Genomic DNA, 25,772 nt, shown 5'->3' on the forward strand with positions numbered 1-25,772 from the left:
AAGAGGTGCCGGGAACTCCCCGGCGCCTTTTTTCACAGCTGGATGACACGGGTGGCAATGTTCCGGCGGAAGGCGCCGTCGTGCTCCACAAACAGCATGGTGGGCCGGTACGACAAAAGCCGCTCCTCCGCCGACTGTTCCAGCCGCCGGATCTCGCCCCGCAGCCGGTCATTTTTCGTCTGCTCAAAGGCGTCCTTTCTGGCCTTGTTTTCCCACCAGGAGGAAAATGCGCCGCTCACCGCCTCCACGCCGGTCTTGTTGAGGGCCATCATGTGGTCCACGCAGCCGTCCAGGCGGTCCTCCCCGCAGAACAGCGCCGCCAGCAGCACCTTGGTCCGCTCTCCGTTGGAAAGAGTGGAAAAGGGGCGGTACAGTGCCTCCCCATCCACCTCCAGAAGGCCCGCCTCCCGCAAAAGCTCCCACTCCTCCGCCGCCGGGCAGGCCGCCGCCATGACCTCCAGGGCCAGACGGCTCCCGTCTTTCACCGGCGGCGGAAAATATCCGCAGGGCACTTCCCCGGCGATGGCGCCGCCATGGGGCAGTTCTCCCGCTAAAAGCCGCAGGAATGTCGTCTTGCCCCGGCCGTTGCGGCCGGTGAAGCCCAGCTTCCAATCCGTGTCAAACTGGAAGCTGGCGTGTTCAAACATGTTGTCATAGCTGCCCGGATAGGCAAAGGTCAAATCGGTGACCCGGATCATGGACATACGCGGTCCCTCCATCGTAACATCAAAATACGCCGCAGGAACTTCTCCTGCGGCGCATGACATGAAACGTGGTCCCGTTATGAAAACGGGCTGCGTATGACATGGCTTCGGTGATCTGCGTTCCTGCTTTCGGCACCTGGGCATAACAAAGCCCGCCCCCTCCGGGGCCGCGGTGCCGCATATTCGTTCAGCAGGAAACAGAAATCATCCTTTCACCTCTTCATTTTTTTAATTATAACAATCTCAATCCGCCCCTGCCAAGCCATTAGCAGAACTTATAGCTTTTCGGTGAAAATATAAGAGGTATTCCGTGGAAAATGCTCTTTTCTTTCGCCGGATTTCGTGGTATAGTCTTTCCGGTACGAATAAGTAATACCTTTGATGATCGAATACATTTTCTTTTTTGGAGGATGCATATGAAGATTCTGTCCGATATTGAGATTGCCCAGTCCTGCACACCGAAGCCCATCACGGAGATCGCCAGGACCGCCGGCGTGGACGAAAAGTATCTGGAGCTGTACGGCAAGGTAAAGGCCAAGGTGGACTACGCCCTGCTGCGGGAGGTCCAGAAGCCCGACGGCAAGCTGGTGCTGGTGACCGCCATCAACCCCACGCCCGCCGGCGAGGGCAAGACCACCACTACCGTTGGCCTGGCCGACGGTCTGCGGAAGCTGGGCCAGAACGCTATGGTGGCCCTGCGGGAGCCCTCCATGGGCCCCGTGTTCGGTGTAAAGGGCGGCGCCGCCGGCGGCGGCTGGGCCCAGGTCATTCCCATGGAGGACATCAACCTCCACTTTACCGGCGATTTCCACGCCATCGGCGCCGCCAACAACCTGCTGGCCGCCATGCTGGACAACCACATTCAGCAGGGTAACGCCTTGGGCATCGACCCCAAGCGCATCACCTGGAAACGCGCCGTGGACATGAATGACCGCCAGCTCCGCTTTATTGTGGACGGCTTGGGCGGCAAGGTCAACGGCTGCCCCCGGGAGGACGGCTTCGACATCACCGTGGCCAGCGAGGTCATGGCGGTGCTGTGCCTGTCCACGGACCTCATGGACATGAAGGCCCGCCTTGCCCGCATCATCGTGGGCTACACCTATGATGGCCGCCCCGTCACCGCTCACGACCTGAAGGCCGAGGGCGCCATGACCGCTCTTTTGAAGGACGCCTTGAAGCCCAATCTGGTCCAGACTCTGGAGGGCACTCCCGCCTTTATCCACGGCGGTCCCTTCGCCAACATCGCCCACGGCTGCAACTCCATCATCGCCACCCGCATGGCCATGCGCCTGGCGGATTACGCCATCACCGAGGCCGGCTTCGGCGCCGACCTGGGCGCGGAGAAATTTCTGGACATTAAGTGCCGCTTTGCCGGCTTGACCCCCTCCGCCGTTGTGGTGGTGGCCACGGTCCGGGCTCTGAAAAACCACGGTGGCGTGCCCAAGGCGGAGCTGAACACCGAGAATCTGGAGGCTCTGGAAAAGGGCCTGCCCAACCTGCTGCAGCATGTGGAGAACATCACCAAGGTCTATGGCCTGCCCTGCGTGGTGGCCATCAACGCCTTCCCCACCGACACCCCCGCCGAGCTGGCCCTGGTGGAGGAGAAGTGCAAGGCCCTGGGCGTCAACGTGGCCCTCAGCGAGGTGTGGGCCAAGGGCGGCGAGGGCGGCACCGCCCTGGCCAAGGAAGTCATGCGCCTTTGCGAGCAGCCGAACGATTTCCACTACTCCTATGAATTGGACGGCACCATTGAGGATAAGCTGAATGCCATCGCCACCAAGATCTATCACGCCGACGGCGTGACGCTGACCCCCGCCGCCAAAAAGCAGGCGGCGGAGCTGACAGCCCTGGGCTTTGACAAGCTGCCCATCTGCATGGCCAAGACCCAGTACTCCTTCTCCGATGACGCCACAAAGCTGGGTGCTCCCCGGAACTTCCGGATCACGGTGCGGAATTTGAAGGTCTCCGCCGGCGCCGGCTTCCTGGTGGCCCTCACCGGCGACATCATGACCATGCCGGGCCTGCCCAAGGTCCCCGCTGCCGAGAAGATCGACGTGGACGAATTCGGTAAGATCTCCGGTTTGTTCTGATACTCATAAAAAGGATGCCTGTCCCATCGGGGACAGGCATCCTTTTTCCCTTTAGGTTTCCAGCAGCTTTTCCACGTCGGCTTTCAGCTGCCGGGCCGCCTGGATCAGCAAAATAGAGTCCATGCCGCAGGCCACACAGTCAAAGCCCTGGCGCAGCAGCCGGGCGGAAGCGGCGGCGTCCCCGGCGTAGATCATGCTGAGCTTGCCGTTTGCCTTGCAGGCCGCCAGCACCCGCTCAATGGCGGCCACCAGCGCCGGGTTGTCCATTTGAGCGGGCCTGCCCAAAGCCACGGACAAATCATACGGCCCCACGAAAATGCCATCCACGCCGTCCATGGCGGTGATCTCCTCAATGTGCTCCAGCGCCTCCAGTGTTTCACACTGGGGAATGAGCAGCGTCTGACGGTTGCAGCGGGCAAAATACGCCTCCACATCCGCCGCCTCCGGGTCAAAGCCGTAGCCGCTGGCAAGGGTGGGCGCAAAGCCCCTGCGGCCCAGGGGATAGTACTTGGCGTACTCCACCAGCCGCCGCACCTCCTCCACCGACCGCACATCCGGCACGATGAGGCCCCGGGCACCCACATCCAGCATTTTCAATACGGAGGGCCGGGTCACATCCTTCACCCGCACCAGGGGCGCGCAGTTCCGGCGGGAAGCCGCCGTGATGGCCGTGAGGGCGCTTTCCACGTCATAGGGGCCGTGCTCTGTGTCCACGATCATAAAATCCAGGCCCGCGATGCCCAGGCACTCCGCCGCGGCGATGCCGCCCAGCTCGTAAAAGGTCCCCAACGCGGGCCGGCCCTGGGCGGCCCGCTCCAGAAGATGGTTGTTCACTGCGCTTCCCCCTCCTGCTTATCCCGGACATGGTTCCCCGCCCAGATGCGGTAAGGCTGGCTGCCCCGCTGGGCCAGCTTTTCATCCAGCCAGGCCTTGATGGCCGTCACGCCTTCCTCCGTCCATGGGAAGGTCTCCGTCTCCACATCCTGGGCCAGCTCAAAGCTGATGTTTTCATACACCCACACCTGGATGGTGCCGTCATTCATCCAGCCGGTCCTTTGAAACCGGTAGCGGAAGGTACCGATGCTGCCGGGATAGACCTCCGCCTTGGTGAAAAACTGTAAATTCAAGAAATCAAACTTGCTCTCCACGGTACTGCCTCCTTGCTTTGCTCTTTAGGATAGCAAATTTACCAGGCCCTTGCAAGGGTCACGGCAGGTTTTCCCCCAGGGCCGCCAGATTCCCCTCCATCAAGGAAACATAGGTGGCGCCGCCCTCCAGCTCCGCCTTGGACACATTGTGGCAGGTGTGGAACATAGCCGTTTTCGTGCCGGTGGCCTCGGCAATGCTGTCCGCCACCAAATGGTTGGAAAACTCAATATACCACACGGTGGAGATACCCTCCGCGCGCACCTTGTCCGTCAAAAACGCGATGGTGGCCGCCGACGGCTCCGTCTGGGTGCTGCAGCCGGGGAAGGCGGCGTAATAATCCAGCCCGTATTCCTCCGCAAAGTACCGCAGGGGGAAGCGGTCACCAAAGACAATGGTCCGCTCCGGCAGGGAAGCAAAAAACGCGGCAAATTCCCCGTCCAGCCGCCGCAGCTCCGCTCCGTAGGCGGCGGCGTTTTCCCGGTACGCCGCGGCGTGTTCCCCGTCCAGCGCCGCCAGCTGCTCCCCTACCGCCAGGGTGATGGCCTCCGCGTTGCGGGGAGAGGTCCACACGTGCTCGTCATACTCCTTCACACGGCCCAGATCGTGGTCCTCATGGTCGTCGTGGTCCCCGTGATCGTGGTCGTGTCCCGGCAGGGACTGCATGCCCTCCACTTCTTCCTCCTCCAGCAGTTCCACGCAGTCCACCATTTTCATGACGGTGCCGGTGGGCTCCACGGCCTCCAAAATGGTATCCACCCAGGCGTCGGACTCGCCGCCTAAATAGATGAACAGGTCGCAGTCCCGCACCGCCAGAATATCCGCCGGCGTGGGCTCATAGGAATGGCTCTCGGCTCCCGGCGGCAGCAGCAGCGTCACCTCCGCCCGGTCTCCGGCCGCCGCCCGGGCAAAATCATAGGCGGGAAACACCGTCGTCACGATCTGCAGCCGGTCCGGGTCCGCCGGCGCCGCCTTCTGCCCGCAGCCGCTCAGCAGCAGGCACCCCAAAAACACCATGGTCAAAACTTTTTTCACTGGATGGCTCCTTATAATTTGAGAATCATTTTCAATTGCTCAATATAGCACAGTCCAGCCAAAATTGCAACCCGGGTCCTGCCGTCCAAGCAGAAAAAAGGACGCTGAAACAGCGTCCTTTTTCCGTTCCGGCTCATTAGTCCACTTCGCTCTCCTCCGGTACGTCATCGCTCATACGGGAATTGGGACCGTCACGGTCCAGATGCTGGGGATGCATCTCATGGGTGGAATGGTGCGTACCCTCCGACCGCTTTGTCCGCCAGAAGGATGTATCGATCGGCGCGCTCTCCTCAAACAGGTCGTAGTAATCCTCGTCCCGCAGGGTGGGCCGGCGGTGCTTCCAGATGGCTGTGATGGTGGGATAGAGGACAATGGCGATCAAACCGCCGGAAAAGCCGTTGTTGTAGAGGTTCAGTCCCGCCACAGGGCTGCCGGTCTGCAGCACCAGGGCGGAATGGATAAAGCCCGCCAGGATGCCGAAGGGCCAGCCGAAATGGCCGGCGATGGGTGCCAGGGTAGTGCCGAACAGGCCCGCCAGCTGGAGGGCGGGGTAATCCGGCGTATAATGCATACCGTAGGCGCCCAGAGCCACGCCTATCATCACCGGCGTAATGTTGAACGGATGCTTGCCGAAGGCGGAAAAGCCCATAATGGTAAAAATACCGCCCACCGTGGGACCGTTCAGGTCGCCGCCGATGATGAGGACATACAAAATGCCCAGGATGCCGTTGAAGCCGATGTTCAGCATAACGGGGCCGGCACCAAACATACGCAGATAATCGCTGGGGGCGCGACCGGTGGTGGACAGCAGGCGCCGGTATCCGGCCCAAACCGCCCAGGGAGGCACCGACGTGGCGAACAGGCCCAGCAGGATGGCGCTGACGCACATGATGCCCAGGATGACGATAAACGTCTTGTTATAGCCCTCCGCCCAGTAGAGCACGGAATCCGGCTTGTCGCCGAAAGCCGTCAAAATGGGCACCACCATCATGGCGAACAGGCCGCAGGCAAACCCCATGTTGTAGAGGTTCATGCCGTTTTGAATTTTGTACGTATACGCCGACAGGGACGGCAGAATAAAGCCGATGATGATGCCGGTGAGGATGCCCAAGGGGATGCTCGCGTGAATGCTGCCCAGGGCCATATAGCTGACCAGCGGAGCCAGGGATGTGGCCAGCAGCGCCACGGAGGCGTACTTGGAAAACGGCTCCCGCTGGTAACGGGCGTAGAGCCAGGTGCCCAGGATAATGGGCCAGATATTGAGCACATTTTTTCCAAACAGGGAAAAGCCAGCCATCAATCCCATTTCCACGATGGTAAAACCATTGTACGGGTCTCCCGAAAAACGGATGATGCAGATGGAGATGATGGTCACCAGCCCCGCGTTGACAAGCGCCGCGCCGGGGCCGGCGATGTATACGTAATCGGTAATAAGCAGGTCCTGCATGGTGACGATGCGGAAAAGACCTGCGGGGATCTGGGAGGCGTCGTCCATCAGCACACCCAGCAGCATCAGCCCAAGGGAAAAGCAGATGGTCCCGGGAAAAATTTTATCGTATCGCTTTTGCAAATATTCTCCCCCTTTTCGTTAATTTTTTGTTTATATTATACCTCTCCTCCCCCATCCGGGCAACTGTCAATTCCAGCCAGCGAAAAAAGTTTACAGTTTTCGACGCCGGGATGCTGTCTTTTCATCACCCATGTTCTGTTTTCGCATTGTCATATTGCGACGAAGCCAGATGGAGTTTCCCGGTAAATCCATGTATACCTTGACATATATACTTGCATCGCGTATAATTGGAAAGATGCTTGTTCGTGAGAGAGGGACTTATCCAGTTTTTGACAAGCAGACATACTTTCAAAGGAGAAAAAAACGTGGAAGAAAAGAAATTCCAGCCGTTTGTTCCTGCAGACAAGGTCGTGCCTGAGTTCACCGTGTTTTCCGTGATCCTGGGCGCCATCCTGGCCGTGGTGTTCGGCGGCGCCAACGCTTACCTGGGCCTGCGCGTTGGCATGACCGTTTCCGCCTCCATTCCCGCGGCGGTCATTTCCATGGGCGTCATCCGCTTCATTTTCAAGCGGGACTCCATTCTGGAAAACAACATGGTCCAAACCATCGGCTCCGCCGGCGAATCTCTGGCCGCCGGCGCCATCTTCACCATGCCCGCCCTGTTCATGTGGGCGGCGGACGGCCTGTGCGACATGCCGTCCCTCATCGACATCGGCCTCATTGCCCTGTTCGGCGGTGTGCTGGGCGTCCTCATGATGATCCCCCTGCGCAGCGCCCTCATTGTCAAGGAGCACGGCACCCTGGGCTACCCCGAGGGCAAGGCCTGCGCCGAGGTCCTCATGGCCGGTGAGGAGGGCGGTGCCAAGGCCTCCACCGTGTTCTGGGGCCTGGGCATTGCCGCCGTGTACAAGTTCGTGGCCGACGGTCTCAAGCTGTTCCCCAGTGAGGTGGACTACACCATCGACGCCTACAAGGGCTCCGGCTTCGGCGTGGATGTGCTGCCCGCCTTGGCCGGCGTGGGCTACATCTGCGGACCCCGCATTTCCTCCTACATGTTCGCCGGCAGCACCATCGCCTGGTTCGTGCTGATGCCTATGATCGCCCTGTTCGGCAGCGATCTTGTCATCTACCCCGCTGACGTGAGCGTGGCGGAGCTGTGGGCCACCGGCGGTACCTGGGACCTGTGGAGCAAGTTCATCCGCTACATCGGTGCCGGCGCCCTGGCCGCCGGCGGCATCATCAGCCTCATCAAATCCCTGCCCATGATCGTGCGCACTTTCGCCGCCGCCTTCAAGGATTACGGCAAGGGCAGCGCCGGCACGCTGCGCACGGAGCAGGACCTGTCCATAAAGGTGGTCCTTCTGGTGTGCCTGGGCATCGCCGTGTTCATGTGGCTGTTCCCCGGCATCCCCGTCAATCTGATCGGCGCCCTCATCATCCTGGTGTTTGGCTTCTTCTTCGCCACGGTCTCTTCCCGGATGGTGGGCCTCATCGGCTCTTCCAACAACCCGGTGTCCGGCATGTCCATCGCCACGCTGCTCATCGCCACCATCACCCTGAAGGCCGCCGGCTCCACCGGCGCTTCCGGCATGGTGGGCGCCATCGCCATCGGCTCCGTCATCTGCATCATCGCCGCCATCGCCGGCGACACCTCCCAGGATTTGAAAACCGGCTTCCTGCTGGGCGCCACGCCCCGGAAGCAGCAGATCGGTGAGCTCATCGGCGTATGTGTTTCCGCCGTGGCCATCGGCGCCATTTTGTACCTGCTGAACGCCGCCTGGGGCTTTGGCTCCGAGGAGCTGGGTGCCCCCCAGGCCATGATGATGAAGATGGTCATTGAGGGCGTCATGGGCGGCAACCTGCCCTGGGCCCTGGTATTCACCGGCGTGTTTATCGCCGTGGCCATGGAGATCCTGGGCCTGCCTGTTCTGCCTGTGGCCATCGGCATCTACCTGCCCATTCACTTGAATGCGGGCATCATGGCCGGCGGCCTGGTGCGTCTGGCCATGGAAAAGCGCAAATATGCCTCTGAAAAGGCCAAGAATGATTGCATCCAGTCCGGCATCCTGTACACCTCCGGCATGATCGCCGGCGAGGGTGTGGTTGGCATCCTGCTGGCTGTGTTCGCCGTCCTGGGCTGGAATCTGGACCTGTCCGGCATAATCAACCTGGGCAACATCGGCGGTCTGGTGCTCTTCGGCGGCCTGCTGGCCACCATCGTCCTCTTTGCCAACAAGGCTCTGAAGGATCAGAAGTAAACGATATTCCGTTTGCCAAATGCGAAACTGGGCTATATACTATGGTATATAGCCCAGTTTTTACAACGGAGGATATTTATGGCGAAAAAACAAGAAAACTTTTTAAATTATATCCCGGTGATCTCGGAGAAGAACAGCTGGGACGCGGATGCGGACGGCAGGGTCACCATCCATATGGTCCACCGGGGCTTTTACGCCTGGATCGCTCAGAAAATTTTCCACCGTCCCCGGGTCAGCCACATCGACTTGGACGAGCTGGGCAGCTTCATCTTCCGGCACATTGACGGAACGCGGACGGTAGGCCAGATCGCGGAGCTGGTGAAGGCAGAGTTTGGCCAGCAGGCGGAGCCGCTCTATGACCGTTTGGTGAAGTATATGCAGATCCTGCGGAACAACGGCTTCATCCGCTTCGCCGGAAAGGAGCGCCCATGACTGCAATGCAGATGCTCCTGGGAGTGCTTTTGTTCGCCGCGGTCACAGCCGTTTTGTACGTCTGGGGCCTAAAAAAGTCTCTTGGGCAGCAGGAGGACATGACCCGGGCACTTTTGAACGCCTGCGGCAGCCGGGTGCTGAAGTATCTGAAAAAACATGAGACCATCACGGTCCGGGAGGTGGAGGCCCAGATCACCGGCGTGACGGTGCGGCAGTTCTGGTCCCGCAAGCGGCTGACAGTCCAGGACCCCGCCAAGGTCAGCGGACAGGTCATTGCTTTCCTGCTGGACCAGCAGTATATTCAGCCGGCGGGCAATGGCCGCTACAAGAGAAAACCGTAAGAAATCCCCTGTCCGCTTGGACAGGGGATTTTGCTTTTACAGCAGGGGCGCCACAGCTTTCAGCAGAAAGCCCGCCAGCTTCCGGGTCCATTTTTCCTTGCGCAGTGTCTCCATAGTGGCGGTGCGGCACTGGGCTAGGGTGGTCTGAAAGTCCTCCTCGATGTCTGGGATACAGCCGGTGCCGCAGAGATAGGTGGCACATTCAAAGTGGTGGTACAGGCTGCGGTAATCCAGGTTGATGGTGCCCACCACCGCCTCATGGTCGTCGCTGACGAACACCTTGGCGTGGACGAAACCGGGCGTGTACTCATAGATCTTCACTCCGGAGGCCAGCAGGGACGAATAGTGGGTCTTTGCCAGGGCGTAGGGTGCCGCCTTGTCCGGAATACCCGGCAGAATGAGCGATACCTCCACCCCCCGCTCCGCGGCAAATTTCAAGGCGGTCTCCAGCTCGCCGTCCAAAATCAGATAGGGCGTCATGATGTGGACATACCGGCGGGCCCGGTTCAAAATGTCGATGTATACCATCTCCCCCACCTTCTCGCTGTCTAAAGGACAGTCTCCGTAAGGCAGGACAAAGCCTCGGGCATTCTCCGCCGGCTGGGCGGGGGCCTTTAAAAAGCGGTCAAACTCCGGCTGCCGCTCGTCAATGCTCCACATCTGCAAAAACATGAGGGTAAAGCTGCGGACCGCCTCTCCCTGCAGCATAACGGCAGCGTCCTTCCAGTAGCCGAAGCGCTGGGTATGGTTGATGTACTCGTCCGCCAGGTTCACGCCGCCGTTGAAAGCGGTGTGCCCGTCGATGACCAGGATCTTCCGGTGGTCCCGGTAGTTATAATGGGTGGAAATAAAAGGGGAAATCGGCGCGAACACCTTGCACCGGATCCCCAGTGCCTGCAGCCGCTTGGGATAGTCGTGGGGCAATATGGAAAACTCGCAGGTGCCGTCGTACAGCACCCGCACATCCACGCCCTCCGCCGCCTTGCGGGCCAGGATCTCCAGGATACGGCCCCACATAAGGCCCTCGTCCACGATAAAATACTCCAGGAAAATGAAGTCCCTTGCCTCCTCCAGCTGCCGCAGCAGCTCGGCAAATTTTGCCTCGCCGGAGGGAAAATAGGTCACTGCCGTCCCGCCGTACACCGGGTAACAGCCACTGCGGCGGATATATCGGGCCAAAGCGGCGGCGCCTGGTTCCTCCTGTTCAAAGTTCACCTGCGTCTGCTCCTCCTGGGGGATGCTGTCCTTTGTCTGCTCAATGAGTTGGGCAAGGCGCTTTTTCAGCGCCCGGTGACCGACGTTGCTCTGGGTGTACAGGTACAAAAGGGCGCCGAACACCGGCATCACCGCCATGACGATGAGCCAGGTATTTTTAGCGGTAGGATCTGTGGAGCTGTTCAGCAGGACGCCCACCATGGTCACTGTGAAAATGACGGTACCGCCTAAAATGTGGGGAAGGAATTCCTCAAACCAGTAAAATCCGCAAAAGAGGAAAGCCACCTGCACCAAAAGCAGCAGGATCACCAGTCCCATCCGGCTGAAAACGGCACGGATAATGCCCCTGCGGCCTGTTTCCAGCAAGCGCATCCCCATGCTTTCCATATCTTTTTCTTCCATGAACACTCCTTCTCCGTGGCCTTCCTCAGCTCTCAAAGGCATCCAGGTTCTCCTGGAGCTTTTTGAAAAACAGGCTGGTGTGGTAGCCGTCCGCCGCCGCATGGGAGATGGTCACCGTCGCCGGCAGCGTATACCGTCCATCCTGCTCCGTAAACCTTCCAAAGTCAATGATGGGAAACAGTGCCGGCTCTCCTACGGAATGGGTAGTGCAGCCGGTAAAGTCCAGCCAAGGCAGACAGCTGATACAAAAGAAATTCGCCGGCTGTCCAGGACGGCCCTTAATGCCCCGGCAATCTCCATAGGCTTCCACCACCCGGCTAAACTCCCGGTAAAAGTCCTCAAATGCAGGGGAATATTCCATCCACAGATCGGTAAAAGTCTCATCCTCCGGATGGAATACCGTAAAGTTCAAGTTGGAGGTTTCCCACACGCCGACACCCCCCTCCGGCGGGACCATCATTCGCATGGCATCCATGCTGTTGACTGTTTTCGCCGCCGCGTATAAAAAGCAGCCGTAAAAGCGCAGATGCTCCCGCCGGGCCCGCTTCAGCGCTGCCGTCACGTCCAGCCGCGCTGTCAAGGAATACCCGCATTTGATCACATTTCGGTAGTAATGAAAGTGCTCACGGCGGGGCCAAGTTTCCAGATCAATTTTTCGATACGCAGGTAGATTGTCCATATGACCCTCCTGTTTTTTTATGCATTATAGCAGTTCCTGGGGAAAAAGTCCACCCGCAGCAAACGCAAAAACACATCCACCGGCGTAGCCGGTGGATGTGTTTTTATCAGCTTTCAGCAGGCTGGATGATTCGCCAACCTCGGTGACAGCATGGTCACCAACGCTGCGGCCATTTCCCATTTGGCTCGGCCAAATGGGGTCCCCTTCTTCATTTCACTTGCACGGGTGAAATGAATTCCCCCTTGCGCCAAGGTTTTGCTTCGCAAAACGCTTGTACGGGCCTTCGGCCCGCCCCGCATTGCGGGGCCCCGGGCGGCCTTCGAACGCAAAAAGGGCCGCCGCTTGCGCGGCAGCCCTTTTTATCAGCTTTCAGCAGGCTGGATTATTCGCCAACCTCGGTGACAGCGCCGGAACCAACGGTGCGGCCGCCCTCACGGATAGCGAAACGCAGGCCCTTCTCAATGGCGATGGGGGTGATCAGCTCAACGCTCATCTCGACGTTATCGCCGGGCATGCACATCTCAACGCCCTCGGGCAGAGTGATGACGCCGGTAACGTCGGTGGTGCGGAAATAGAACTGAGGACGATAGTTGTTGAAGAAGGGAGTGTGACGGCCACCCTCGTCCTTGGACAGGACATAGACCTGGCCCTTGAATTTGGTGTGGGGATGAATGGAGCCGGGCTTGGCCAGAACCTGGCCGCGCTCGATGCCCTGACGGTCAACACCACGCAGCAGAGCGCCGATGTTGTCGCCGGCCTCGGCGAAGTCCAGCAGCTTGTGGAACATCTCGATACCGGTAACGACGGTCTTCTTCTTCTCCTCGGTCAGGCCGACGATCTCGACTTCCTCAGAGAGCTTCAGCATACCACGCTCCACACGGCCGGTAGCAACGGTACCACGGCCGGAGATGGTGAAGACGTCCTCGACGGGCATCAAGAAGGGCAGGGAGTCATCGCGGGGAGGAGTGGGGATATAGGAGTCAACAGCGTCCATCAGCTCCTTGATGCAGGCATACTCGGGAGCGGCGGGATCGTTGGACTCGGAGATCAGGGCGTTCAGAGCGGAGCCCTTGATGACGGGGATGTCGTCGCCGGGGAACTCGTAGGTGCTCAGCAGCTCGCGGACTTCCATCTCCACCAGCTCCAGCAGCTCCTCGTCGTCCACCTGGTCGCACTTGTTCAGGAACACAACGATCGCGGGCACGCCCACCTGGCGGGCCAGCAGGATGTGCTCACGGGTCTGAGCCATGGGGCCGTCGGTAGCAGCGATGACCAGGATAGCACCGTCCATCTGGGCAGCGCCGGTGATCATGTTCTTGATATAGTCGGCGTGGCCCGGGCAGTCAACGTGGGCATAGTGACGAGCCTCGGTCTCATACTCAACGTGAGCGGTGTTGATGGTGATGCCGCGCTCCTTCTCCTCGGGAGCCTTATCGATGCTGTCATAAGCCTCGAACTGAGCCTTACCCTGCAGGGACAGCCACTTGGTGATAGCGGCGGTCAGAGTGGTCTTACCATGGTCGACGTGACCAATGGTGCCGATGTTAACATGGGGCTTGGTTCTTTCAAATTTCTGCTTAGCCATTTGAAAATCCTCCTAACAATTTAGAAAATACCTTTGGTGCAACGCGAAAAATATTCAGCATTGCTTATTTTACAGTATATTGTGAAGAAAATCAATACCCGAATTAGCCCTGGGACTTCGTACGGGTCTCCACGATCTTATCGCGCAGGTTCTTGGGCAGCTCGCAATAGCTGTGGGGCTCCATGGTGTACTGGCCACGGCCCTGGGTGGAAGAACGCAGGTCAGTGGCATAGCCAAACATGTTGGCCAGAGGCACCAGAGCGTCCACCTGCTGTGCGCCGGGACGGGCCTCCTGGCCCAGGATCTGGCCGCGGCGAGCGGTCAAGTCACCAATCACAGTGCCCAGGTAGTCATCGGGAGCGATGACAGAGACCTTCATGATGGGCTCCAGCAGCACGGGATCAGCCTTGCGCATAGCCTCCTTGAAGGCCATGGAGCCGGCGATCTTAAATGCCATTTCAGAGGAGTCGACCTCATGATAAGAGCCATCGTACAGAGTGACCTTCACATCCACAACGGGGAAGCCGGCCACAACACCGGCGTTCAGAGCACCGCGGATACCGGCGTCGACAGCGGGGATAAACTCCTTGGGGATGGAGCCGCCCACAACGGCGTTGATAAACTCATAGCCCTTGCCGGACTCGTTGGGCTCCACCTTGATCTTGACGTGGCCGTACTGGCCGGAACCGCCGCTCTGGCGCTTGTACTTGGTCTCCTGGTCCACAGCCTTCTTGATGGTCTCCTTGTAGGCGACCTGGGGAGCACCGACATTGGCCTCCACCTTGAACTCACGCAGCAGACGGTCGACAATAATCTCCAGATGCAGCTCGCCCATGCCGGCGATGATGGTCTGGCCGGTCTCCTCGTCGGTGTAGGTCTTGAAGGTGGGGTCCTCCTCGGCCAGCTTGATCAAGCCCATGGTCATCTTTTCCTGGCCAGCCTTGGTCTTGGGCTCGATAGCCACGCGGATAACGGGCTCGGGGAACTCCATGGACTCCAGAATGATGGGGTGCTTTTCATCGCACAGGGTATCACCGGTGGTGGTGTTCTTCAAACCAACAGCGGCTTCGATATCGCCGGCATAGACCTCTTCGATATCCTCCCGGTGGTTGGCGTGCATCTGCAGGATGCGGCCCATGCGCTCCTTCTGGTTCTTCACGCTGTTGAGCACGGTGGAACCAGTGGTCAAGTGACCGGAGTACACACGGAAGAAGCTCAGACGGCCCACATAGGGGTCGGTCATGATCTTGAAAGCCAGAGCGGCAAAGGGAGCGTTATCATCAGAAGGACGCTCTTCCTCCTCGTCGGTCTTGGGGTTGACACCCTTGATGGGGGGGATATCCAGGGGAGAGGGCATATAGTCAACGATGGCATCCAGCATCTTCTGCACGCCCTTATTCTTATAAGAGGTGCCGCAGACAACGGGGACCATTTCGTTGGCGATGGTGGCCTTGCGGATAGCGGCCCGGATCTTCTCCTGGGGCACTTCCTCGCCGCCCAGATACATCTCCATGATCTCGTCATCGAACATGGAGACAGCATCCATCAGCTTCTCGTGATACTCGTTGGCCAGATCCACCATGTCCTCGGGGATCGGCTCCACGCGCATATCGTTGCCCAGATCGTCATAATAGATGTCAGCATCCATTTCGATCAAGTCAACGATGCCGCGGAACGTATCCTCAGCGCCGATGGGCAGCTGAATGGGCACAGCGTTGCACTTCAGACGATCATCGATCATCCGCAGGACGTTGTAGAAGTCCGCGCCCATGATATCCATCTTGTTGACGTAAATCATGCGGGGGACCTTGTAGTTATCAGCCTGGCGCCACACAGTCTCAGACTGGGGCTCCACGCCGCCCTTGGCGCACAGCACGGTCACAGAGCCGTCCAGCACGCGCAGGGAACGCTGGACTTCAACGGTGAAGTCCACATGGCCCGGGGTATCAATGATGTTGATACGGGTCTTGGGGAACTTGCGGCCCTTGCCCTCGGGGAAGAACTTAGCGGAGCCCTCCCAATAGCAAGTGGTAGCGGCAGAGGTGATCGTGATGCCACGCTCCTGCTCCTGCGCCATCCAGTCCATGGTAGCCGTACCATCATGGGTCTCACCGATCTTATAGTTCACGCCGGTGTAGTACAGAATACGCTCGGTAGTCGTCGTCTTACCAGCATCGATGTGAGCCATAATGCCGATATTTCTGGTATTTTCAAGAGGTGTTTTTCTCGGCATACTGTTTCTCCTAACTTACCAGCGGAAGTGTGCGAAAGCCTTGTTGGCCTCGGCAGCCTTGTGGACTTCCTCGCGCTTCTTGACAGCGGCGCCGGTGTTGTTGGCGGCGTCCATGATCTCGCCGGCCAGACGCTCAGCCATGGTGCGCTCGCTGCGGGCCCGGGCGTAGGCAGTCAGCCAGCGCAGACCCAGGGTCTGACGGCGGGCGGGACGAACCTCCATGGGGACCTGATAGTTGGCACCGCCGACACGGCGGGCCTTGACTTCCAGGCTGGGCATGATGTTTTCCATAGCCTGGGTGAATACTTCGGTGGGATCCTTCTCAGTCTTCTCCTTGATCTGGTCGAAGGCCGCGTAAACCACCTTCTGGGCCACACCCTTCTTGCCGTCCAGCATCACGCTGTTGACCAGCTTGGTCACCAGCACAGAGCCGTATACGGGATCGGGCAGAACCTCTCTCTTGGGAACATTACCTCTTCTGGGCACTATGCTTCCCTCCTTCATAATTATTCTATGATCTCATAGGTACTCAAAAGGCATAACGCCTTCCGTGAATGCCTGCCAAAGAGGTCTGTACCTTCGTATATATAAACCTATTCGGCAAACTTTCAGAATGTTGCAGAACTTACTTCTGCTTGGGACGCTTGGCGCCGTACTTGGAACGGCTCTGCATACGGCCATTGACACCCTGGGTATCCAGCGTACCACGGATGATGTGGTAACGGACGCCGGGGAGGTCCTTGACACGGCCGCCGCGGATCATGACGACGGAGTGCTCCTGCAGGGAGTGACCCACGCCGGGAATGTAGGCGGTGACCTCATAGCCGTTGGTCAGACGCACACGGGCGATCTTACGCAGAGCGGAGTTGGGCTTCTTGGGGGTCGCGGTTCTCACGGCGGTGCAGACGCCTCTCTTCTGGGGAGAAGGCAGATCGGTGGTCTTGGTCTTGAGAGTGTTCAGACCGAACTGCAGAGCGGGAGAAGTGGACTTGAAGGTAACCTGTTCTCTTCCTTTACGGACCAGCTGGTTAAAAGTAGGCATTGATGTTCTCCTTTCTTTCATATTTTTGGCAGCCGCCACAGGCGACAGCCTTTATTTTTTACGGAAAGCCCGGAAGCTATTCCGAAAAAACCATTTTTCATTCCGCCAGAACAGCCACCACAGAGGCCCCCACCGTGATGCGGCAGGCCTTGCCCAGCTGGGCCATGGTGTATTCTGTTTCCACTGGGATACCGGCGCGGCTGCAGCCGTCAGCCACCGGATCGGTGATGGCAGGGTCGGCGTCACAGGCGAGATACACCTGGCAGGCCCGTCCCTCCCGGATCGCCTTGCGGGACTGCTTCACGCCGATGACCTTCTCTTGAGAAGCAAGTTCCGTGATCACAGGGATTCCTCCTGAAATGCATGGCAAAATTCGCAGAATATGTCCGCGCAAGTTGGAATTATAACATGTCGCCGTCAAATCGTCAAGTACTTCCGAAAAATGGATTTTTATTTTTCCTCTTTCACAAAATCCGTTGTTTTTATCCGGCTTTTTTTCATTTTTTGATGCATCCATCCGGCGCAAACTTTCTCTCCTCCATTTTCGTCTATCAAATAGAACATTTAAATAAGGAGGATTTCTATGAAACGTTTTGCTGCCCTGGCCGCTCTTCTGGTCCTTGTGCTGTCACTGACCGCCTGCGGCGCCGCCGCGGACAAGGGAGAAATTGTCTCCGGCGATGACGGCGACACGCTGGAAACGCTCTGCGGCGCCGACTATCAAGCCTACATTACCGAGACCATTACCATGCAGATGGGCAACCGCATGGACAAGGACCCCGCTGTTGTCTACTTCCCCATTGCGGAAAAGGCTCCCTTGACGGATTACGCCGCCATTGACGAGACCACGGACTTCCGGCTTGACGAGGACGGAAACGTCGTCATCCTCTTCCCCGCCGGCACCGTTACTGACGAACGCCACGGGGAGCAGTCTTTCCGCATCCCCCGTCCTTAAAAGGAAGAAAGAGGACCGCTGCGGCGGTCCTCTTTCTTTATTGCTTCAAAGCGTTCAGTTCTCCAGAACGGAGACCTCATCCGCGTTGGAACCGGCCGCCGCATCGGGGACCAGCTCCTCAGCAAACGTGTGATAGGCCTGGATGCCGGTACCGGCGGGGATGAGCTTGCCGATGATGACATTCTCCTTCAAGCCCACCAGGCGGTCGGCCTTTCCCTTGATGGCAGCCTCGGTCAGGACCTTGGTGGTCTCCTGGAAGGAGGCGGCGGACAGGAAGGAATCCGTAGCCAAAGAGGCCTTTGTGATACCCATGAGCAGCTGCGTGCCCACGGCATGGCGCAGAGGCTCGCCGTCCTCCCGGCGCTCGCCGGCAGCGTTGCGGCGGTCGATCTCCTCGTTGGCGTCGTCCAGCTCCAGGACATCCACCATGGAGCCGTCCAGCAGCTTGGTGTCGCCGGCGTCCTCCAGGCGGACCTTGCGCATCATCTGGCGGACGATGACCTCGATGTGCTTATCGTTGATGTCAACGCCCTGCTGACGGTACACGCGCAGAACTTCCTGGATGAGGTAGTTGTACACGGCGTCGGCGCCGCGGATCCGCAGCACGTCGTGAGGATTCAACGCACCGTAGGTCAGCTGGGTGCCGGCTTCAATGGTGTCGCCGTCCTTCACCTGCAGTCCGGTGTGGGGCACCGCGTAGGTGCGGGTATCGCCGTCGTCAGCGGTGACGATGATGTTCAAGAGGCTGCCCTTGGTGGCCTCCTCGAAGCGGACCTTGCCGCCGATCTCAGACAGCGTGGCCATACGCTTGGGCTTACGGGCCTCGAACAGCTCCTCAACACGGGGAAGACCCTGGGTGATGTCGCCGCCGGCCAGGCCGCCGGTGTGGAACGTACGCATGGTCAGCTGGGTGCCGGGCTCACCGATGGACTGGGCGGCGATGATGCCGACAGCCTCGCCGGGTCCAACGGGCTTGGAGGTAGCCAGGTTCATGCCGTAGCACTTGGCGCACACGCCGCTGTGGGCCTTGCAGGTCAGGACGGTGCGGATCATAACAGTGGGATGCTCGTCGCTGGCGGGGTCGAACTCGCAGCGGTCGCCCTCCCGGAAGTTCTCCTGGACCCAGTGGCGGGACTCCAGGATCTTGGCATCGCTCTCCTGCATCATGCGGTCGGAGGTCAGCAGGACCTCGCCGGTCTCGGCGTCCACCACATTGCCCACCAGGAAACGGCCCCGGATACGGTCGGAGAACTTTTCGATGACCTGCCCGTTCTCGCTGATCTCGGAGACCTTGATGCCGTGAGTGACATGGCAGTCCTCCTCCCGGATGATGACCTCCTGGGAGACATCCACCATACGGCGGGTCAGGTAACCGGAGTCAGCGGTACGCAGAGCGGTATCGGCCAGGCCCTTACGGGCGCCGCGGCTGGAGATGAAGTACTCCAGGGCGGTCAGGCCTTCACGGTAGTTGGCCTTGATGGGGATCTCGATGGTCTTACCGGCGGTATTGGCGATCAGGCCGCGCATACCGGCCAGCTGACGGATCTGCTTCATGGAGCCACGGGCGCCGGAGTCCGCCATCATGAAGATGGGGTTGTAGCGGTCCAGATTCTTCTGCAGAGCGTCGGAAACATCGTTGGTAGTCTTCTCCCAGACCTGCACCACCTGCTTGTAGCGCTCGTGGTCGGTCATGAAGCCCATCTTATACTGGTTTTCAATGTCCAGCACTGCCTGCTCGGAGGCGGCGACCATCTCGTACTTCTTGGGAGGAATGGTCATATCCGCGATGGAGACAGTGATGGCGGCGCGGGTGGAGTACTTGTAGCCGGTGGCCTTGATGGCGTCCAACACCTCGGCGGCCATGGTAAAGCCGTGCTTTTTGATGGTGCGGTCCACGATCTGGCCCAGCTGCTTCTTGCCGCAGGTGAAGGTGATCTCGTAATCCAGCGCCTTCTCGGGGTCGCTGCGGTCCACAAAGCCCAGATCCTGGGGCAGGTTGTGGTTGAAAATGATGCGGCCGGGCGTGACCTCCACCACCTTGGAACGCTCCACGCCGTCGATGGTCTTGGTCACCCGGACACCGATGGGGCAGTGGGGGCCGATAACGCCCTCATTGTATGCCATGAGGGCCTCGTCCTCATTGGCGTAATAGTGCAGGGGCTTGTAGGTGGCGGGACGCTTGCCCTCGGCCTTGGCCTGCTCGTTGGCGGCCAGGAACTCCTCGGCGTCCACCACGGACTGGGCGGGCAGGCCGGTCTCGCCGGCGTCCTCGCACCAGATGGTCTCGGCACCCTTTTCCGCCTTGCCCATGCGGTCCATGGTCAGATAGTAGGAACCCAGCACCATATCCTGGGTGGGAACGGTGACGGGGCCGCCGTCCTGGGGACGCAGCAGGTTGTTGGCGGAGAGCATCAGGATGCGGGCCTCAGCCTGGGCCTCGGCGGACAGAGGCACGTGAATGGCCATCTGGTCGCCATCGAAGTCGGCGTTGAAGGCGGTGCAGTTCAAGGGATGCAACTTCAGTGCGCGGCCATCCACCAGCACGGGCTCGAAGGCCTGGATGCCCAGTCGGTGCAGGGTCGGGGCGCGGTTGAGCATGACGGGATGGTCCTTGATGATGACGTCCAGCGCATCCCAAACCTCGGTGACGCCCTTGTCCACCATCTTCTTGGCGGACTTGATGTTGTTGGCGGTGCCGTCCTCCACCAGCTTCTTCATAATGAAGGGGCGGAACAGCTCCACGGCCATCTCCTTGGGCACACCGCACTGGTAGATCTTCAGCTCGGGGCCGACGACGATAACGCTTCGGCCGGAGTAGTCCACGCGCTTGCCCAGCAGGTTCTGGCGGAAGCGGCCCTGCTTGCCCTTGAGCAAGTCGGACAGGGACTTGAGGGCCCGGTTGTTGGCGCCGGTAACGGCACGGCCCCGGCGGCCGTTGTCGATCAGCGCGTCCACAGCCTCCTGCAGCATGCGCTTTTCATTGCGGACAATGATGTCGGGAGCGTTCAGCTGAATGAGGCGCTTGAGGCGGTTGTTGCGGTTGATGACCCGGCGGTACAGGTCGTTGAGGTCAGAGGTGGCGAACCGGCCGCCGTCCAGCTGCACCATGGGGCGCAGCTCGGGGGGGATGACAGGCAGCACGTCAATGACCATCCACTCGGGCTTGTTGCCGGAGATGCGGAAGGCGTCCACCACCTCCAGGCGCTTGACAATGCGAGCCTTCTTCTGGCCGGAAGCCTCCTTCAGCTCGGCGTGGAGCTGGGCGGACAGGGTGTCCAGGCCGCGGAAGGTCTCCAGCTCCGCCTCCAGGGCGTCCAACTTCTCCTGGTCGGCGTCGGACAGGGCACCGCCCCGTTCCTCGGCAGCGCAGCGCTTGGCGATCAGCTCGTCCCGCTGCTCCATCAGCTGGATCTTGCGGGTGCTGTCCTCGGGGCTGAGGCCCACGGTGGCCAGCAGCTTCTTCACGGCCTCGGCGCCCATGCCGGCCTGGAAGTCGTCCTCATACTTCTCCCGGTAGTCCCGGTACTCCTTTTCGGAGAGGATCTGATTTTTCATCAGCGGGGTCTCGCCGGGATCAACGACGATATAGTTGGCAAAGTACAGCACCTTCTCCAGAATGCGGGGGCTGATGTCCAGCAGCAGGCCCATGCGGGAAGGAATGCCCTTGAAATACCAGATGTGGGAAACGGGGGTGGCCAGCTCGATGTGGCCCATGCGCTCACGGCGGACCTTGGCCCGGGTGACCTCCACGCCGCAGCGGTCGCAGATCTTGCCCTTGTAGCGGATCTTCTTATACTTGCCGCAGTGGCACTCCCAGTCCTTGGTGGGTCCGAAGATACGCTCGCAGAACAGACCGTCCCGCTCGGGCTTCAAAGTGCGGTAGTTGATGGTCTCGGGCTTTTTGACCTCGCCGTAGGACCACTCACGGATCTGCTCCGGGGAAGCCATGCCGATTTTGATCGCGTCAAAGGCAATGTTGTTGCCGGTATTGTTATCCATCATATTGCGATTTCCTCCTTCAATGATCCAGAATGTTCAGTGTGACGAATGCTTCTGGATCATTCGTCGTCGAAGTCAGCGTCCATATCGGCGCCGGCATCCTCCGGGGCGTCCTCGATGTCAAAGCCGGAATCCTGGAACTCGGCATCCTCGGCAAAGCTGCGGTGACGGTCGTCGTCCGCGTCCATGCGGGCCAGGTTGAAGGTATCCATGGCGTCCTCGTCCTCCTTCAGCTCGATGGTGTTGCCATCGGCGTCCAGCACCTGGATGTCCAGGCACAGGGACTGCAGCTCTTTCACCAGGACCTTGAAGGACTCGGGCACGCCGGGCTGGGGCACATTGTGGCCCTTGACGATGGCCTCGTAGGTGCGGACACGGCCCGTCACATCGTCGGACTTGACGGTCAGGATCTCCTGCAGGGTATAGGCAGCGCCGTAAGCCTCCAGGGCCCAGACTTCCATCTCGCCGAAGCGCTGGCCGCCGAACTGGGCCTTGCCGCCCAGAGGCTGCTGGGTGACCAGGGAGTAGGGGCCGGTGGAACGGGCGTGGATCTTATCATCCACCAGGTGGTGCAGCTTGAGGAAGTAAACATAACCAACGGTGACCTTGTTGTCGAAGGGCTCGCCGGTGCGGCCGTCGTACAGGACGCTCTTGCCCTCGGGGTCCAGACCGGCTTCCTTCAGCAGGTCCTGAATATCGCTGTAAGTGGCGCCGTCGAAAATGGGGGTGGCCACCTTGTAGCCCAGCTTCTGGGCGGCGTAGCCCAGATGGACCTCCAGCACCTGGCCGATGTTCATACGGGAAGGCACGCCCAGGGGGTTCAGCACGATGTCCAGCGGCGTACCGTCAGGCAGGAAGGGCATATCCTCCTGGGGCAGCACCCGGGAGACAACACCCTTGTTGCCGTGGCGGCCTGCCATCTTATCGCCTACCTGGATCTTGCGGCGCTGGGCGATATAGACCCGGACCACCATGTTCACGCCGGGGCCCAGCTCGTCGCCGTTTTCACGGGTGAACACCTTGGTATCCAGCACGATGCCGGCCTCGCCGTGGGGGACCTTCAAAGAGGTGTCGCGGACCTCCCGGGCCTTCTCGCCGAAAATAGCCCGCAGCAGGCGCTCCTCGGCGGTGAGGTCGGTCTCGCCCTTGGGGGTGACCTTGCCCACCAGGATGTCGCCGGACTTGACCTCGGCACCCACGCGGATGATGCCGTTTTCGTCCAGGTCCTTCAAGGCATCCTCGCCCACGTTGGGGATATCCCGGGTGATCTCCTCGGGTCCCAGCTTGGTGTCGCGGGCGTCGATCTCGTACTCCTCGATATGGATGGAGGTGTACAGGTCCTCCCGCACCAGGCGCTCGTTCAGCAGAACGGCGTCCTCGTAGTTGTAGCCCTCCCAGGTCATGAAGCCAACCAGGATGTTCTGGCCCAGGGCGATCTCGCCCTGCTCGGTGGCGGGGCCGTCCGCCAGGACGGTGGGATCGTCGCCGCCGTGGACCCGCTCGCCCACGTCCACAATGGGGCGCTGGTTGATGCAGGTGGTGTGGTTGGAGCGCAGGTACTTGGTGAGCTTGTAGTCCTTGGTCTCGCCGTTGTCGTACTTGACGGTGACATGGCGGGCGTCCACGCTGGTGACCACGCCGTCGCCCTCAGCCAGGACCACGATCTCAGAGTCGATGCAGATCTTGTGCTCCATGCCGGTGCCGACGATGGGAGCGTGAGGACGCAGCAGAGGCACAGCCTGGCGCTGCATGTTGGCGCCCATCAAGGCGCGGTTGGCGTCGTCGTTGGGCAGGAAGGGGATCATGGCGGTGGCGATGGAGACCATCATGCGGGGGGAGATGTCGATATAGTCCACATTCTCCCGGTCCACTTCCACGATCTCGTCCCGGTGGCGGGCGGTGATACGGGCGTTGACGAGGCAGCCGTTCTCATCCACCGGCTCGACGGCCTGGCCGACGATGTAGTTGTCCTCCTCGTCGGCGGTCATATAGGTGATCTCGTCGGACACATGGCCGGTGGCCTTGTCCACGGCCCGGTAGGGGGCCTCGATGAAGCCGTACTCGTTGATGCGGGCATAAGTGGCCAGATAGGAGATCAGGCCGATGTTAGGACCTTCGGGAGTCTCGATGGGGCACATACGGCCATAGTGGCTGTAATGGACGTCACGGACCTCCATGTTGGCGCGCTCGCGGCTGAGGCCGCCGGGGCCCAGGGCGGACAGGCGGCGCTTGTGAGTCAACTCGGCCAGGGGGTTGGTCTGGTCCATGAACTGGCTCAAGGGGCTGGAGCCGAAGAACTCCTTGATAGCGGCGGTGACGGGCCGGATGTTGATGAGGCTCTGGGGGGTGACCACATCCAGGTCCTGGATGGTCATGCGCTCCCGGATGACCCGCTCCATGCGGGAAAAGCCGATGCGGAACTGGTTTTGCAGCAACTCGCCCACGCAGCGCAGGCGGCGGTTGCCCAGGTGGTCGATGTCGTCCTTGACGGAGATGCCCCTGGCCAGACCGTTCATATAGTTAATGGAGGTGAGGATGTCGTCGATGATGATGTGCTTGGGCACCAGGTCATCCTTGTGCAGGCGCAGCTGGTCCTTCAGCTCCTCGCCGGAGTACTGGCCCAGCAGCTCCTGGAGCACTTCAAAGCGGACCCGCTCCTTGATGCCGCACTCAGCCAAGGGGTCAAAGTCCACATAGTGCTTCAGGTCGCACATGCGGTTGCTCATGACCTTCAGAGGCGCGCCCTCCACATCAATGGTGACCTCGGCGACGCCCACGGTATCCAGCAGGCGGGCGTCCTCCTTGCTCAGCAGGTGGCCCTCCTCGAAGAGGATCTCGCCGGTGGCGGGGTCCGCCACGGGGTACACCAGCTTGTAGCCGGCCACGCGGTGCCACAGGGACAGCTTCTTATTGAATTTGTAGCGGCCCACGATGGACAGATCGTAGCGCCGGGGATCGAAGAACAGGTTGTGGATCAAGGTCTCCGCGGCCTCCACCGTGGGGGGCTCGCCGGGACGCAGCTTGCGGTAGATCTCCAGCATGGCGTCCTCGTAGTTCTTGCAGGGGTCCTTCTCCAGCGTGACAACGATGCGGGGATCATCGCCGAACATATCCAGGATCTCCGCGTCGGTCTTGAGACCCAGGGCGCGGATGAGGCAGGTGATGGGCAGCTTGCGGTTTTTGTCGATGCGGACCCAGAACACCTCGTTGGCGTCGGTCTCATACTCCAGCCAGGCGCCCCGGTAGGGGATGACGGTGGAGGTGAGGATGGGCAGGTCGGTCTTGATGTCGATCTCCTTGCCGTAGTACACGCCGGGAGAACGGACGATCTGGGAGACCACCACGCGCTCGGCGCCGTTGATGACGAAAGTGCCGGAGTGGGTCATCAAGGGGAAGTCGCCCATGAAGATCTCCTGCTCCTTGATCTCCTCGGTCTCCTTATTCCGCAGGCGGACCTTCACCTTCAAGGGGGCGGCGTACGTGGCGTCCCGGGCCTTGCACTCCTCCACGTCATACTTGGGTGCCTCGTCCATCTTGTAGTCGATGAAGGTCAGCTCCAGGTTGCCCTGATAGTCCGTGATCGCGCCCACGTCGGCAAATACCTCACGCAGGCCGGTGTCCAAAAACTCCTGGTAAGACTTCTTCTGGATCGCCAGAAGGTTCGGCATGGGCATGACTTCCTCGTGCCGGGCAAAGTTCTTACGAAGGGTCTTTCCGTAGTACTTGTCTTTGGCCATCTTCTCATTCACCTTTCTTCTGCGGCCCCCGCCCTGTCCGGCGGCGGACACATGTTATTTGTTCAGTCGGCAGCGAAGAGTTTGATACACACGGCGTTGTTGTTATAAATCTCACGCTTCGCTATTGCATTGTCCTGGGAAATGTGCTATTGTAACCATAGAAATGAGAGTGGATATCTATCCATTCTCATCATATAAGCGATTAATTTTACCACGCCGTTTTTCCCCTGTCAAGGGGATTTTTTTGTGTCCATCCCTATAAAATAAAACTGCCTCCGTCCCGCGGGACGGAGGCAGTTTCAGGCTGTCGAAAAAGTCCAGCATAGCTGGGCTTTATCGCATTTATATGGTAAAATAAGCATGGGTGATGAAAGATGCTGGAACGAGGGAAACTGGATCGCGGAATCGT

At 59.8% G+C, this 25,772-nt stretch carries 20 protein-coding genes; 5 read left to right on the forward strand and 15 right to left on the reverse strand.

Going from position 1 to position 25,772, the window contains the following annotated elements:
- Nucleotides 1–32: 32 nt before the first annotated feature.
- Nucleotides 33–704, reverse strand: coding sequence for an ATP-binding cassette domain-containing protein (locus tag ACTQ4R_RS12080; RefSeq protein WP_441629024.1), 672 nt, complete (start codon nucleotides 702–704; stop codon nucleotides 33–35).
- 416 nt (nucleotides 705–1,120) lie between these two features.
- Between ACTQ4R_RS12080 and ACTQ4R_RS12085 the strand changes: the two genes are divergently transcribed.
- Nucleotides 1,121–2,794 (forward strand): formate--tetrahydrofolate ligase, encoded by a 1,674-nt coding sequence (locus tag ACTQ4R_RS12085; RefSeq protein ID WP_441629026.1) that lies wholly within the window; start codon nucleotides 1,121–1,123, stop codon nucleotides 2,792–2,794.
- A 51-nt stretch (nucleotides 2,795–2,845) separates the two neighbouring features.
- Here ACTQ4R_RS12085 and ACTQ4R_RS12090 read toward each other — a convergent pair whose 3' ends face one another.
- From ACTQ4R_RS12090 to ACTQ4R_RS12105, 4 genes are all read right to left on the reverse strand, one after another.
- Nucleotides 2,846–3,628: an HpcH/HpaI aldolase family protein gene (locus tag ACTQ4R_RS12090; protein WP_441629028.1), complete on the reverse strand. Its 783-nt coding sequence runs from the start codon at nucleotides 3,626–3,628 to the stop codon at nucleotides 2,846–2,848.
- On the reverse strand, nucleotides 3,625–3,942 hold the full coding sequence (locus ACTQ4R_RS12095; RefSeq protein ID WP_441629030.1) for a hypothetical protein: 318 nt from the start codon (nucleotides 3,940–3,942) through the stop codon (nucleotides 3,625–3,627). Before ACTQ4R_RS12095 ends, ACTQ4R_RS12090 begins: the two co-directional genes overlap by 4 nt.
- A 58-nt stretch (nucleotides 3,943–4,000) precedes the next feature.
- Nucleotides 4,001–4,975 carry a metal ABC transporter substrate-binding protein gene (locus ACTQ4R_RS12100; protein ID WP_441629032.1) on the reverse strand — a complete coding sequence of 325 codons (975 nt, stop codon included), beginning with the start codon at nucleotides 4,973–4,975 and terminating at the stop codon, nucleotides 4,001–4,003.
- A gap of 136 nt (nucleotides 4,976–5,111) precedes the next feature.
- A complete protein-coding gene (locus tag ACTQ4R_RS12105) occupies nucleotides 5,112–6,545 on the reverse strand; it encodes a DUF1576 domain-containing protein (protein WP_441629034.1) in 1,434 nt (477 codons plus the stop codon).
- A gap of 305 nt (nucleotides 6,546–6,850) precedes the next feature.
- On the opposite strand from ACTQ4R_RS12105, the gene ACTQ4R_RS12110 reads away from it, so the two are divergent.
- The 3 genes from ACTQ4R_RS12110 (at nucleotide 6,851) to ACTQ4R_RS12120 (ending at nucleotide 9,516) form a co-directional block, all read left to right on the forward strand.
- Nucleotides 6,851–8,743 carry an OPT family oligopeptide transporter gene (locus ACTQ4R_RS12110; RefSeq protein ID WP_441629035.1) on the forward strand — a complete coding sequence of 631 codons (1,893 nt, stop codon included), beginning with the start codon at nucleotides 6,851–6,853 and terminating at the stop codon, nucleotides 8,741–8,743.
- 78 nt (nucleotides 8,744–8,821) lie between these two features.
- Nucleotides 8,822–9,175, forward strand: coding sequence for a PqqD family protein (locus ACTQ4R_RS12115; RefSeq protein ID WP_441629037.1), 354 nt, complete (start codon nucleotides 8,822–8,824; stop codon nucleotides 9,173–9,175).
- Complete coding sequence (locus ACTQ4R_RS12120) at nucleotides 9,172–9,516, forward strand: hypothetical protein (protein ID WP_441629039.1); 345 nt, start codon at nucleotides 9,172–9,174, stop codon at nucleotides 9,514–9,516. Before ACTQ4R_RS12115 ends, ACTQ4R_RS12120 begins: the two co-directional genes overlap by 4 nt.
- A gap of 36 nt (nucleotides 9,517–9,552) precedes the next feature.
- Here ACTQ4R_RS12120 and cls read toward each other — a convergent pair whose 3' ends face one another.
- The 8 genes from cls to ACTQ4R_RS12160 form a co-directional block, all read right to left on the reverse strand.
- Nucleotides 9,553–11,133, reverse strand: coding sequence for a cardiolipin synthase (cls, locus tag ACTQ4R_RS12125; RefSeq protein WP_441629041.1), 1,581 nt, complete (start codon nucleotides 11,131–11,133; stop codon nucleotides 9,553–9,555).
- 25 nt (nucleotides 11,134–11,158) lie between these two features.
- Nucleotides 11,159–11,812, reverse strand: coding sequence for a CatA-like O-acetyltransferase (locus ACTQ4R_RS12130; RefSeq protein ID WP_441629043.1), 654 nt, complete (start codon nucleotides 11,810–11,812; stop codon nucleotides 11,159–11,161).
- Nucleotides 11,813–11,836: 24 nt separating this feature from the next.
- On the reverse strand, nucleotides 11,837–11,992 hold the full coding sequence (locus tag ACTQ4R_RS12135; RefSeq protein WP_441629044.1) for a hypothetical protein: 156 nt from the start codon (nucleotides 11,990–11,992) through the stop codon (nucleotides 11,837–11,839).
- A 202-nt stretch (nucleotides 11,993–12,194) separates the two neighbouring features.
- Nucleotides 12,195–13,397 (reverse strand): elongation factor Tu, encoded by a 1,203-nt coding sequence (gene tuf / locus ACTQ4R_RS12140; protein ID WP_441629046.1) that lies wholly within the window; start codon nucleotides 13,395–13,397, stop codon nucleotides 12,195–12,197.
- A 103-nt stretch (nucleotides 13,398–13,500) separates the two neighbouring features.
- Entirely contained in the window at nucleotides 13,501–15,630 is a 2,130-nt protein-coding gene (fusA, locus tag ACTQ4R_RS12145; RefSeq protein ID WP_441629048.1) for an elongation factor G, read from the reverse strand.
- A gap of 15 nt (nucleotides 15,631–15,645) precedes the next feature.
- On the reverse strand, nucleotides 15,646–16,116 hold the full coding sequence (gene rpsG / locus ACTQ4R_RS12150) for a 30S ribosomal protein S7 (RefSeq protein WP_326202326.1): 471 nt from the start codon (nucleotides 16,114–16,116) through the stop codon (nucleotides 15,646–15,648).
- A gap of 139 nt (nucleotides 16,117–16,255) precedes the next feature.
- A complete protein-coding gene (gene rpsL / locus ACTQ4R_RS12155) occupies nucleotides 16,256–16,672 on the reverse strand; it encodes a 30S ribosomal protein S12 (RefSeq protein WP_441629051.1) in 417 nt (138 codons plus the stop codon).
- A 97-nt stretch (nucleotides 16,673–16,769) separates the two neighbouring features.
- The gene (locus tag ACTQ4R_RS12160) at nucleotides 16,770–17,015 is read right to left on the reverse strand and encodes a ribosomal L7Ae/L30e/S12e/Gadd45 family protein (protein WP_441629053.1); all 246 of its coding nucleotides are present in this window, start codon (nucleotides 17,013–17,015) and stop codon (nucleotides 16,770–16,772) included.
- A 240-nt stretch (nucleotides 17,016–17,255) separates the two neighbouring features.
- Here ACTQ4R_RS12160 and ACTQ4R_RS12165 point away from each other — a divergent pair, with 240 nt between their 5' ends.
- The gene (locus tag ACTQ4R_RS12165; RefSeq protein ID WP_441629055.1) at nucleotides 17,256–17,627 is read left to right on the forward strand and encodes a DUF3298 domain-containing protein; all 372 of its coding nucleotides are present in this window, start codon (nucleotides 17,256–17,258) and stop codon (nucleotides 17,625–17,627) included.
- 54 nt (nucleotides 17,628–17,681) lie between these two features.
- Here ACTQ4R_RS12165 and rpoC read toward each other — a convergent pair whose 3' ends face one another.
- A complete protein-coding gene (gene rpoC / locus ACTQ4R_RS12170; protein WP_441629057.1) occupies nucleotides 17,682–21,629 on the reverse strand; it encodes a DNA-directed RNA polymerase subunit beta' in 3,948 nt (1,315 codons plus the stop codon).
- A gap of 56 nt (nucleotides 21,630–21,685) precedes the next feature.
- Nucleotides 21,686–25,363 (reverse strand): DNA-directed RNA polymerase subunit beta, encoded by a 3,678-nt coding sequence (rpoB, locus tag ACTQ4R_RS12175; protein ID WP_441629059.1) that lies wholly within the window; start codon nucleotides 25,361–25,363, stop codon nucleotides 21,686–21,688.
- Nucleotides 25,364–25,772: the final 409 nt, after the last annotated feature.

Source organism: Dysosmobacter sp. Sow4_B12 (assembly GCF_052116665.1).
GTDB lineage: Bacteria > Bacillota > Clostridia > Oscillospirales > Oscillospiraceae > Oscillibacter.

Excerpts from the sequence above, each read along its gene's own strand:
- ACTQ4R_RS12130 (WP_441629043.1), bottom strand. The coding sequence starts at position 11,812 with ATGGACAATCTACCTGCGTATCGAAAAATTGATCTGGAAACTTGGCCC.
- rpoB (WP_441629059.1), bottom strand. The coding sequence starts at position 25,363 with ATGGCCAAAGACAAGTACTACGGAAAGACCCTTCGTAAGAACTTTGCC.
- ACTQ4R_RS12085 (WP_441629026.1), top strand. The coding sequence starts at position 1,121 with ATGAAGATTCTGTCCGATATTGAGATTGCCCAGTCCTGCACACCGAAG.
- ACTQ4R_RS12120 (WP_441629039.1), top strand. The coding sequence starts at position 9,172 with ATGACTGCAATGCAGATGCTCCTGGGAGTGCTTTTGTTCGCCGCGGTC.
- fusA (WP_441629048.1), bottom strand. The coding sequence starts at position 15,630 with ATGCCGAGAAAAACACCTCTTGAAAATACCAGAAATATCGGCATTATG.
- ACTQ4R_RS12165 (WP_441629055.1), top strand. The coding sequence starts at position 17,256 with ATGAAACGTTTTGCTGCCCTGGCCGCTCTTCTGGTCCTTGTGCTGTCA.
- tuf (WP_441629046.1), bottom strand. The coding sequence starts at position 13,397 with ATGGCTAAGCAGAAATTTGAAAGAACCAAGCCCCATGTTAACATCGGC.
- rpsL (WP_441629051.1), bottom strand. The coding sequence starts at position 16,672 with ATGCCTACTTTTAACCAGCTGGTCCGTAAAGGAAGAGAACAGGTTACC.
- rpoC (WP_441629057.1), bottom strand. The coding sequence starts at position 21,629 with ATGATGGATAACAATACCGGCAACAACATTGCCTTTGACGCGATCAAA.
- ACTQ4R_RS12080 (WP_441629024.1), bottom strand. The coding sequence starts at position 704 with ATGTCCATGATCCGGGTCACCGATTTGACCTTTGCCTATCCGGGCAGC.
- ACTQ4R_RS12135 (WP_441629044.1), bottom strand. The coding sequence starts at position 11,992 with ATGGGAAATGGCCGCAGCGTTGGTGACCATGCTGTCACCGAGGTTGGC.
- cls (WP_441629041.1), bottom strand. The coding sequence starts at position 11,133 with ATGGAAGAAAAAGATATGGAAAGCATGGGGATGCGCTTGCTGGAAACA.
- ACTQ4R_RS12115 (WP_441629037.1), top strand. The coding sequence starts at position 8,822 with ATGGCGAAAAAACAAGAAAACTTTTTAAATTATATCCCGGTGATCTCG.